Origin of the sequence: Microcystis sp. CS-574, from assembly GCF_028329095.1 — a bacterium.
Lineage (GTDB): Bacteria > Cyanobacteriota > Cyanobacteriia > Cyanobacteriales > Microcystaceae > Microcystis > Microcystis ichthyoblabe_A.
In genome coordinates this window covers 1-9,832 of the sequence record NZ_JAQMSY010000111.1, presented here as the reverse complement: position 1 = coordinate 9,832, position 9,832 = coordinate 1, and the positions used below count along the sequence as shown (strand labels likewise).

Below are 9,832 nucleotides of genomic sequence, written 5' to 3'. Positions count from 1 at the left end.
GGAATGCGTTAGGTAATTTAGGCAGATTTGAACAAGCGATCGCATCCTACGATCGAGCTTTAGAAATTAAACCCGATTTACATCAAGCTTGGAACAACCGAGGGAATGCGTTATTTAATTTAGGCAGATTTGAACAAGCGATCGCATCTTGTGATCGAGCTTTAGAAATTAAACCCGATGACCCTTATGCTTGGAACAACCGAGGGAATGCGTTAGGTAATTTAGGCAGATTTGAACAAGCGATCGCATCCTACGATCGAGCTTTAGAATTTAAACCCGATTACCCTGATACTTGGGATAATCGAGGATATGTTTTAACTTGTATGGGACGATATAAAGATGCACTAGAATCTTGTGATCGTGCTATTAAAATTAATCCAAATCATGCTAATGCTTACTACAATAAAGCTTGCTGTTATGGCTTACAAAATAATGTGGAATTAGCTATCGAAAACTTACAACGCGCCATCAATCTTGATGTCGAATATCAGGATATGGCAAAAACAGATAAAGATTTTGAGCAGATTCGGGGAGATGAGCGGTTTCAATCATTGCTAAGTTAAGTAAATAAAAAAAGAGATAACTATCTATGTCGAAAGCAATCCTATCATCAGAGTTAGGGTATAATAACTCTTAAGTCACAACTTTCGATCCTAATCAGGAGAACAATTGCTATGACACTGGCAAACACCCACCAACAAACCATTTTAGAAAAACTGCAAACCCTCAACCCACAACAACAACAACAAGTAATAGAGTTTATTGAATTTTTGCAACTTAAAGCAGATAAGACAGCAATTCATGAGGGAGAAAGAGAAATTTCTGCTTTAGAATCAGCCGGAGACTTAGTGGGGTGTTTAGACAGTGGTAAAGGAGATTTATCCCTAAAAAAGAGGGAATTTAAAAAGAAGCATCTAGTCTAATATGCTTAAAAGAGTAATTCTAGATACGGGGGTCTTAGTCGCCGTTCTCGACCGGAGTGATAATTATCACAATTGGTCAATTCAGCAATGGGAAAAAGTTGCCAAACCTTTATTAACTTGTGAGGCAGTTATCACTGAATCCTGTTTTATTTTACAAGATGTTTATGGGAGTGAAGATGCAATAATGTCTTTAATTGAACGGGGAACAATTAAAATAGATTTTAGCCTAAATGATGAAGTCAAAGTCATCCGAGAATTAAGACAGCGTTATCAATCCGTTCCCATGTCTTTTGCTGATGCTTGTTTGGTGAGGATGACTGAATTAATTGAAAGCAGTTCTGTGTTAACTTTAGATAGCGATTTCTATATTTATCGCAAGAATCGGAGAGAAATGATTGATGCAATAATTCCTGACTGACAACCTCCATACCGAATATCAAGATATGGCGAAAACGGATAAAGATTTTGAGCAGATTCGGGGAGATGAGCAGTTTCAGAGTTTCCTAAATCGAGTATAATAATATATATTTGTATTTTAGCTAAGGAGATATTCTATGACTAACACCTACACAGCTATCATTCAGCCAGACGGAGATTGGTGGATTGGTTGGATAGAAGAAATTCCGGGAGTTAACTGTCAAGAAGCATCTCGTGATCAGTTATTAGAAACCCTAAAAATTACTCTTAGCGAAGCATTAGAATTGAATAAACAGGAAGCAATTGCCGCTACTAGGGGAAACTACCAAGAAGAGAAAATTGTTGTATGAAACGTAAACAGTTTATCGATCACGTCCTGTAGGGGCGAAGCATTCGGATAGGAAATCTACGGTTTCAGCGATAAGTTATTGCCCGAATCTTCGCCCGTACTTTTTCAGCAAGTCCTAGCCATTCTTGGTGGTTTAACCCCCAATTAAATAAAAGATCTGCGATTCCAAGACATACCGGAGTGATAATTATCACAATTGGGCAATTCAGCAATGGGAAAAAGTTGCCAAACCTTTATTAACTTGTGAGGCAGTTATCACTGAATCCTGTTTTATTTTGTGAAGTAAATAAAGAGAGAAAATTATTCATGTCAAAAAAAACTATTGATCTCAATCAAGTACAGTTAACTTTACAAGAACTACTTGCCTTAATAAAGGTAGATACTGAAATTATTATAACCGAAGGAAACAAGCCTGTAGCTCGTCTAATTCCTTGGGGAGATACTGAAAAAACAACGTCTGAAACTCCTTCTCCTAAGTTACGACAACCAGGACTACACGCTGGAAAAATTAGGACTAGCGAAGATTTTGATGAGCCACTTCCTGAAGAATTTTGGACAGGTGAATCATGAAATTTCTTTTAGATACCCATACATTTATTTGGTGGGATAGCGAACCAGAAAAACTCTCTCAAAGAGCTTTAGAACTGTGTAGAGATCCTAGTAATACGCTATTACTTAGTATTACAAGTATTTGGGAAATGCAAATCAAACTACAACTAGGTAAACTATCACTCAAGATACCTTTAGCAGAAATGATTAATACTCAGCAGGAAACTAACCAAATTGGCCTTTTATCAATTACAGTCAGCCATGTTTTAGCTTTAAATACTTTACCTAACATCCATAAAGATCCATTTGACCGCTTGTTAGTTGCTCAAGCTAATCTTGAAAATGCTAGACTGATTAGCCATGATTCAATATTAGCAAAATATCCTGTTCAGATAGATTGGTAGATAGGGCTTGCTGAATAAATGTTAAATATAGACGAGGTAAGAGTTTTAGGGTTCTGTTTTGCTCTCACAGGTGCAAGATTTTGAGAGAATCGTCGTTCAAAACCTTGCGTCTTCATCGGCCTGCGTCCTGTAGGGGCGAAGCATTCGGACAATAACCTATCGGTGAAACCGTAGATTTTCTATCCGAATGCTTCGCCCGTACTTTTTCAGCAAGTCCTAGCCATTCTTGGTGGTTTAACCCCCAATTAAATAAAAGATCTGCGATTCCAAGACATACGGAAATTAGGGATATTCTCGCTAATAAAATCTGCAAAGATATCGGAATACCACTAATAAAATAAATCGTTCATCAGTCTTGATGTCAAATATCAGGATCTGGCAAAAACAGATAAAAATTTTGAGTAGATTCGGCGAGATAATCGGTTAAGTTAAGTAAATAAAAAAAGAGATAACTATCTATGTCGAAAGCAATCCCATCATCACAGTTAGGCGATAATAACTCTTAAGTTCCAACTTTCTATCCTAATCAGGAGACCGATTGCTATGACACTGGCAAATACCCACCTAAAAATCGAAAATCTCGCTCATTATATCATAAAAATCACAAAAAATACTTAATTTAATAAGACAACTAAATAATTGTTTAATCAGTAATTCTTGAGGAAATCTAAAATCAGAACCCAACTGGCAAAAAAAGTGAGAGAATAAAAACATAGTTCAGAGAGTAGAGGCTGTCAAGACAAGCTTTCCAGTCGTAAAATCCATAATTCCTGCCGGGTGAAGGCCGATAACTAACTTTCAAAAAAGCAGAATTAAATTTAGTAGAAAAAAATCGCAACAATCTGTCAATCCACTGAAAAAAGAGAGAAAACTTATGTTTTGTGAACAATGCGAACAAACCGCTAGTGGTAATGGTTGTCATCAGTGGGGAGCCTGTGGAAAAAGTCCCGAAGTCAACGCTGTTCAAGACTTATTAGTTTATTGTCTGCGGGGATTAGCATCGGTGGTTTTAAAAGCCAAAGAAGCGGCAATATCTACTCGCGAAGCCGATATTTTTACCTGCGAGTCGCTTTTCGCCACCATGACCAATGTGAACTTCGATCAAAGACGTTTTACCGATTATATTCAGCGTTGTTTAGAGATTCGGGAAAATTTAAAAGCACAATTGGGATCGCTGGACTGGTCTGCACTTGCTAACTATCAGCCTAATTTTAATGAGAGCCTAGTCAGCCAAGGTCAAGAAGTATCCTTAGAACTAATTGAAAAAGTACAAGACCTCGATATTTTTTCCCTAAAGTTAACCGCTATCTACGGAGTTAAAGGTCTTGCTTCCTATACTTTCCACGCTCAGGAATTAGGTCAAGAGGATGACTCAGTTTATCAGGTTATCCAAGAGACTTTAGCGGCAATTGATCGCAGTGATTTAAACCTGAATGATTGGGTTGCAATCTGTCTAAAAGTTGGGGCCGCAAACCTGCGGGCCATGGAATTATTAGATCAAGGTCATACCGAAACCTACGGTCATCCCATACCGACAAATGTTCCCTTAAATCCGCGTCTAGGTAAAGCCATTTTAGTCTCCGGCCATGATATTAAACAATTAGCGGCTTTACTGGCACAAACTGCCAATACTGGGATAACAGTCTATACCCACGGAGAATTATTACCCGCCCACGGTTATCCAAAACTCAAAGAAAAATATCCCCATCTCTACGGTCATTATGGCACCGCCTGGCAAAATCAAACTAAAGAATTTGCTAAGTTTCCGGGGGCAATAGTTTTAACTACTAATTGTCTCATGCCCCCCCACGAAAACTATGAAAGTAAACTCTTTACCCTCGGACCTGTGGGTTATGCCCATATTAACCGCTTAGAAACAGTGGACGGTGCGATCGATTTTAGTCCCGTGATTGCTAAAGCGCAATCATTGCCCGGATTTACTGAAATAAGCGAACCTCGGCAGGTAATGGTGGGATTTGCCCACAATACCGTTCTCAGTGTCGCTGATACGGTGGTTGATGCCCTTAAACAGGGTAAAATCCGTCACTTCTTCCTAGTTGGCGGCTGCGATGGGGCAAAACCTGATCGCAATTACTACACCGAATTCGTGGAACAAGTTCCCGAAGATTGCATCGTTTTAACCCTTGCCTGTGGAAAATTCCGCTTTTTCGACAAACAATTAGGTAGCATCGAAGGATTACCCCGGCTGATGGACGTGGGACAATGTAACGATGCCTATAGTGCCATCAAAATCGCCCTAGGATTAGCCAACGCTTTTAACGTTAGCGTCAACGAGATTCCCCTCTCCCTAATTATCTCTTGGTACGAACAAAAAGCGATCGCTGTACTGCTCACCCTGCTGCATCTAGGTATTCAAAATATCCGTCTGGGACCAACTTTACCGGCATTTATCTCCCCTAACGTCCTCAAATTCCTCTCCGATACCTATCATCTGCAGCCGATTACCACCCCCGCAAAAGACTTAGCCGCTTGTCTAGGTTAAAACTTTCTGTAAAAATCCCACCCTCGGCCACAAATTGTGGCCTATGGGAAGGAGAGGGATATTATCCTCAAGGAGAATAATTTTTATGTCCGTAATCACTTTAAGCATTGATGGCAAAGATGTAGCGATCGAAGCAGGTTCGCGAGTTCTCGCAGCCGCTAGTCAGGTAGGAATAAAAATTCCCGCCCTCTGTCATCTCGATGGGGTTTCCGAAGTGGCTGCCTGTCGCTTATGTTTGGTAGAAATTGAAGGTATTAATAAATTATTACCTGCCTGTGTAACGGAAGTGGCGGAAGGAATGGTGGTTCATACCGATACCCCAAAACTGAAAGAATATCGCCGCATGACAGTGGAATTATTATTCGCTGAAGGCAATCACGTTTGTGCGGTTTGTGTGGCTAATGGTAACTGTGAATTGCAAGATTTAGCCATCGAAGTGGGTATGGATCATAGTCGTTTTCCCTACCGTTTTCCCAAGCGAGAAGTCGATATTTCCCATCATCTTTTTGGTATCGATCATAATCGTTGTGTTCTCTGTACCCGTTGTGTACGAGTCTGTGATGAAATTGAAGGGGCGCACGTTTGGGATCTGGCTTATCGCGGCGAAAAAGATAAAATTATTGCGGGAATGGATCAGCCTTGGGGCAGCGTTTCCGCCTGTACTTCCTGCGGCAAATGTGTTGCCGCTTGTCCAACCGGGGCGATATTCCGCAAGGGTTCCGCCGTTTCTGAAAAAGAGGAAGATCGATCGAAGTTGGAATTTTTAGTTAATGCTAGGACTCAACACCAATGGACGCGTTAGCGAAAAATGGTAGATTCTCAAAACCCTCGTTGGGGACATCTAGGTATTTATGCCAAGTATCTGCGGGCGGAAATGGCTCTGTATGACGAGATTATGGGGATGAATGAAGATATTCCCTTGATTTCCGATTACTGCGGTATTTCTGCTCGGGAAACTCAACGAGCAAAGGACTACGCTTTCGGTAGCGGTGTCAGTCAGTATGAATTTTGGCCTAGTATTGATATGGCAAAGGCGTGGTTGAGGATGGCGCGAGGACAGGGAACGGCGATCAATCGTGTCTTTTTACAACACGAAATCTTAGAATCGGATTTAGTGATTAATCAGAGTATGAATCAGCCTTCTGCTCACGAAATCGCTCAAGCTCAATATGGTTGGTCTGTCCTACTGCGTCAAGGGAATCAATAATGTTATGAATGATACAAATCTCGAACAGATCTTTCTGCAAGCCTTGGATCGCTGTCTATCCCTGCTGGATTATCAATCTCAACCAACCAATTTAGCTTGGTCCGCGATCGAACTTTTCGCCGAAGTTGGGCGATTTCCCCAGATGCTTCGCCAATTCTGTGATCAATACCGAGAGCTTGTGGCGGCGGCAGATCGGGCGATCGAGGATTACGCCAGTAGTGTGGATAATTGGACAGTCAAGGGGACTATTTTCGGGGCGCAGGATCAATGTAATATCTTGCATTTTTTTCTCAATGTCCACACGAAAAATTTTAAGTTTTTTAGAGGTGAAAATTGGACACCACAGCTAATCTGTGAATTTTTGCAAGAATGGAAGGGGATCGATCTTTTTTCTTTAATTGCAGATAATCAGGAACTTGTCGAGACAGGCAAAAACCCGCCCCTCGGTAAACAGCCGCTTTTCTATTAGCTAGTAATCACTATTGCCAAAACCTAACAAACAAGGAATTAAAATTATGTCTAAAATTCGCTTCGCTACTGTCTGGTTAGCCGGTTGTTCGGGATGCCATATGTCCTTCCTCGATTTGGACGAATGGCTGTTAGAATTAGCCGAAAAAGTTGACGTGGTGTATAGTCCCGTCGGCTGCGATCTGAAAACCTATCCAGAAAATGTCGATGTCTGTTTAGTGGAAGGAGCGATCGCTAATCAGGATAATTTAGAACTAATTCATCTAGTCCGTCAAAATACCAAAACCGTCGTTTCTTTTGGTGATTGCGCTGTGACTGCTAACGTTCCCGCTATGCGGAATATGTTGGGAACTGCCGATCCCGTTCTAAAAAGAGCTTATTTAGAGTTAGGAGATAACACCCCTCAACTACCAGAAGAACCCGGTATCGTTCCCGAATTATTAGATCAAGTGCTGCCGGTCCATCAAGTCATTCCCATCGATATTTTTATGCCGGGATGTCCCCCCGATGCGGACAGAATTCGCGAGACATTGATTCCGATTTTAAAAGGGGAATTACCCGTGATGGTAGGACGAGAAATGATTAAATTTGGTTAATTGAATCAGTTATCAGTTATCAGTTATCAGTAAACAGTTATCAGTTATCAGTTATCAGATTTAAGTTTTGAGTTTTGAGTGAGCAGTATGTATTAAGTGAGCCTGATCAAATGGCAGTTTGCTGCTGTCTTTTCGCTGATTATTGATTACTGATTACTGATTACTGATCACTGTTTACTGATTGGGTGCATCTCACATTTGTAGAAATACCGACAATCAGCAATTATCAGTGACTCCTAAATTATTACAGATGTGTCAGCAGCCGCGTGTAAGCATCCCACCGAAAAACTAATGCGCGGGGGGTTTGGGGGGTAGAACCCCCCAAAGGCTTGGATTGAGTGATAAAATCGAAAGTAATACCATTTCTCTAAATGAAAACTACACATCGAATTTAAATCCCCCTTTAAGTTCCCCTTTTTAAGGGGGATTTAGGGGGATTAAACTTCTGTAGTCAGACTTTGGAGAATTGGTATTAGTAGCCTACTATCCCCTCAATGAAATCAAACTGGAAGGTAAGACCCGAAAAGTCCTAGACCTAGCGGGCAACAATCATGGCATCGTCAATGAAGCCATAACGGTAGATGATAATACCCTACCCATCGGTAGCGATGCCCTAGTCTCTGCTGAGTACAGCAGCGTGACTCTGGAATCATCCACGAAAACCAAGGTGGCCACCATGCGGCGGTTCTTTGCTTATCCTGCTACCAATGGAGTCACCCTGCTACCCGATAAGCGGATTGAAACCTTAGAACTGAAGTGGATTGGTAACGCCCAATTTGCTCCGACTTTGTTGGGTTATATTGAGGGTCCACCCCCCGTACCCAGTGAAAACCTAACCTTATCAGACGATTACAACGGTGCAACTTCTGTAGAATTAACCATATCGGAAGATGTGGCGTTTAGCTGGAATCGAGCACAAGATAGCGGCTTGGGTGCGAATGCCGAAGTCTTTGTAGGTGGCGATACAGAAATGAACGCGGGTCTTGGACTCACGACAAAAATAGGGGCTATGCGTGCTGGTTTCAAAGGTAATTTGGACTTCAGCTACCAATTCCAAAATGAAAGTAGCATTACTTCCAGTTCATCCTTGAGCATGACCGATAAACTGGAACTACGCGGCACCCCAGAAGAAACTACCAAGTTCCCCCATTTGGGGACACGATTTATTCCCAAAAATATTGGCTATGCGTTGGTTGTTTCTGCATTGGCAGATGTGTTTGTCACCCGACTGGCCCGCAGTGGCAGAATGGTGGGCTACCAAGTGCAGCCGGTAGATGGCATTCCTCCAGATGTCAACACCATCACCTTTTTGATGAATCCTGCCTACACGATGAATGGTAGCTTGGATGGGATGACCGGCAGCAGTGCCACTAGCCAGCGCTTCTTCAAGCACGTTCCCGAAATGCGTAGCCAGTATGGTTCCCTCTATCCCGCCAGTTACTATCGCCTGAAAGAGGCGTATGACTTAAAACGCCAAATTGAAGCGGAAGATAAACGCCGAGAATCTTACTTTTCTAACTTTAATGTGCGTTTAGTCGATGAACTCTCTTTAGATCGAAACATCGACAGTGGGGATGCACCAACCACCATTGGAGTACAACGGGAAGAAGACAAACCCAGTACCCAAATGACTGACGAGGAGAAGAAAAAAGCCCAAGACCAAAAAGCCGAACAATTTCAAGCAGATGCTGCTGCGGCTTCCGAGAAGACCAACGCGGTTACTAAAGCCAAACAAGCGGAAATTCAAAGCAAAATTACTGACCAAGACAAACGAGTGCAAGCCACAGAAGGTTTTGCAAGCTGGCAGAAACGGATGGAAGATATCCAAATTCGGGCAGGTAAGCGCAACATCGTCAATACCTATGTTTGGGATGCCGATGGTGGTCTGCGAACTGAAGCTCAAAGCTTTGCCAACACCGTAGAACATACCATTGGTGGAGCTTTTGCTATGAATGCCGGGTTAGGAGTTGACAGTTCATTCTCAGTATTGGGTGTTGATGTAGAACTCACCGCCCAGGCTACGGTTAACTTAACTCAAACCATGAGCAAAACTGAAGCTCGGAGTAAGGGTTTTCAGTTGAATGTAGATCTGAGTGGTTTGGAATATAAAGGCATCACCGACTACAACGATCGCCCGATTATGCCTGGGGAAAAAGTAGACCGCTATCGGTTTATGAGTTTCTACCTCGAAGGCAGTACCAATCACTTCCACGACTTCTTTAGAACTCTTGCAAATTAGTTATATGTTATAATGATGGGTTAACTAATTTTCCCCAAAAAATTAGTTAACCAGTACATTCGTCCTGAATGAAAACTTGAAGTTTAACTTTTAACTCAAAACTCTTTAGATATGCTTTAATTTGGTTATCAAAACCTCTTTATTTAAGCGGCACAAACTATCTCAATTTTTATAATT

The 9,832-nt window shown here is 41.7% G+C and carries 13 protein-coding genes; all 13 read left to right on the top strand.

Annotated elements, in window-relative coordinates; translation table 11 throughout:
• Nucleotides 1–563 (top strand): tetratricopeptide repeat protein (locus tag PN470_RS09045; protein WP_272104353.1); only part of this gene is annotated, 563 nt, incomplete at its 5' end.
• Between the two features lie 111 nt (nucleotides 564–674).
• Nucleotides 675–923 (top strand): hypothetical protein, encoded by a 249-nt coding sequence (locus PN470_RS09040; protein ID WP_002796477.1) that lies wholly within the window; start codon nucleotides 675–677, stop codon nucleotides 921–923.
• 1 nt (nucleotide 924) lies between these two features.
• Nucleotides 925–1,341 (top strand): type II toxin-antitoxin system VapC family toxin, encoded by a 417-nt coding sequence (locus tag PN470_RS09035; protein ID WP_149986623.1) that lies wholly within the window; start codon nucleotides 925–927, stop codon nucleotides 1,339–1,341.
• Nucleotides 1,334–1,441 carry a TPR end-of-group domain-containing protein gene (locus PN470_RS22350; protein WP_420372277.1) on the top strand — a complete coding sequence of 36 codons (108 nt, stop codon included), beginning with the start codon at nucleotides 1,334–1,336 and terminating at the stop codon, nucleotides 1,439–1,441. The genes PN470_RS09035 and PN470_RS22350 overlap by 8 nt, the downstream gene beginning before the upstream one ends.
• 36 nt (nucleotides 1,442–1,477) lie before the next feature.
• Nucleotides 1,478–1,690, top strand: coding sequence for a hypothetical protein (locus tag PN470_RS09030; RefSeq protein ID WP_008203790.1), 213 nt, complete (start codon nucleotides 1,478–1,480; stop codon nucleotides 1,688–1,690).
• A 305-nt stretch (nucleotides 1,691–1,995) separates the two neighbouring features.
• Nucleotides 1,996–2,259: a type II toxin-antitoxin system Phd/YefM family antitoxin gene (locus PN470_RS09025; RefSeq protein WP_008203789.1), complete on the top strand. Its 264-nt coding sequence runs from the start codon at nucleotides 1,996–1,998 to the stop codon at nucleotides 2,257–2,259.
• Nucleotides 2,256–2,642: a type II toxin-antitoxin system VapC family toxin gene (locus PN470_RS09020; protein ID WP_002734288.1), complete on the top strand. Its 387-nt coding sequence runs from the start codon at nucleotides 2,256–2,258 to the stop codon at nucleotides 2,640–2,642. Before PN470_RS09025 ends, PN470_RS09020 begins: the two co-directional genes overlap by 4 nt.
• Nucleotides 2,643–3,516: 874 nt before the next feature.
• On the top strand, nucleotides 3,517–5,145 hold the full coding sequence (gene hcp, locus PN470_RS09015) for a hydroxylamine reductase (RefSeq protein ID WP_103112267.1): 1,629 nt from the start codon (nucleotides 3,517–3,519) through the stop codon (nucleotides 5,143–5,145).
• An 85-nt stretch (nucleotides 5,146–5,230) separates the two neighbouring features.
• Complete coding sequence (gene hoxU / locus PN470_RS09010) at nucleotides 5,231–5,947, top strand: bidirectional hydrogenase complex protein HoxU (RefSeq protein WP_002794250.1); 717 nt, start codon at nucleotides 5,231–5,233, stop codon at nucleotides 5,945–5,947.
• A gap of 6 nt (nucleotides 5,948–5,953) precedes the next feature.
• Nucleotides 5,954–6,352 (top strand): hypothetical protein, encoded by a 399-nt coding sequence (locus tag PN470_RS09005; RefSeq protein WP_272104350.1) that lies wholly within the window; start codon nucleotides 5,954–5,956, stop codon nucleotides 6,350–6,352.
• A 4-nt stretch (nucleotides 6,353–6,356) separates the two neighbouring features.
• Nucleotides 6,357–6,821 (top strand): hypothetical protein, encoded by a 465-nt coding sequence (locus PN470_RS09000; RefSeq protein WP_223210955.1) that lies wholly within the window; start codon nucleotides 6,357–6,359, stop codon nucleotides 6,819–6,821.
• Nucleotides 6,822–6,867: 46 nt separating this feature from the next.
• On the top strand, nucleotides 6,868–7,416 hold the full coding sequence (locus PN470_RS08995) for an oxidoreductase (protein ID WP_002733074.1): 549 nt from the start codon (nucleotides 6,868–6,870) through the stop codon (nucleotides 7,414–7,416).
• Between the two features lie 466 nt (nucleotides 7,417–7,882).
• Nucleotides 7,883–9,655 (top strand): hypothetical protein, encoded by a 1,773-nt coding sequence (locus tag PN470_RS08990; protein ID WP_272104347.1) that lies wholly within the window; start codon nucleotides 7,883–7,885, stop codon nucleotides 9,653–9,655.
• Nucleotides 9,656–9,832: the final 177 nt, after the last annotated feature.

What these genes read in the sequence shown, in the direction of transcription:
- PN470_RS09040 (WP_002796477.1), top strand. Translation starts at nt 675, where the DNA reads ATGACACTGGCAAACACCCACCAACAAACCATTTTAGAAAAACTGCAA.
- PN470_RS09035 (WP_149986623.1), top strand. Translation starts at nt 925, where the DNA reads ATGCTTAAAAGAGTAATTCTAGATACGGGGGTCTTAGTCGCCGTTCTC.
- PN470_RS09030 (WP_008203790.1), top strand. Translation starts at nt 1,478, where the DNA reads ATGACTAACACCTACACAGCTATCATTCAGCCAGACGGAGATTGGTGG.
- PN470_RS09025 (WP_008203789.1), top strand. Translation starts at nt 1,996, where the DNA reads ATGTCAAAAAAAACTATTGATCTCAATCAAGTACAGTTAACTTTACAA.
- PN470_RS09020 (WP_002734288.1), top strand. Translation starts at nt 2,256, where the DNA reads ATGAAATTTCTTTTAGATACCCATACATTTATTTGGTGGGATAGCGAA.
- hcp (WP_103112267.1), top strand. Translation starts at nt 3,517, where the DNA reads ATGTTTTGTGAACAATGCGAACAAACCGCTAGTGGTAATGGTTGTCAT.
- hoxU (WP_002794250.1), top strand. Translation starts at nt 5,231, where the DNA reads ATGTCCGTAATCACTTTAAGCATTGATGGCAAAGATGTAGCGATCGAA.
- PN470_RS09005 (WP_272104350.1), top strand. Translation starts at nt 5,954, where the DNA reads ATGGTAGATTCTCAAAACCCTCGTTGGGGACATCTAGGTATTTATGCC.
- PN470_RS09000 (WP_223210955.1), top strand. Translation starts at nt 6,357, where the DNA reads ATGAATGATACAAATCTCGAACAGATCTTTCTGCAAGCCTTGGATCGC.
- PN470_RS08995 (WP_002733074.1), top strand. Translation starts at nt 6,868, where the DNA reads ATGTCTAAAATTCGCTTCGCTACTGTCTGGTTAGCCGGTTGTTCGGGA.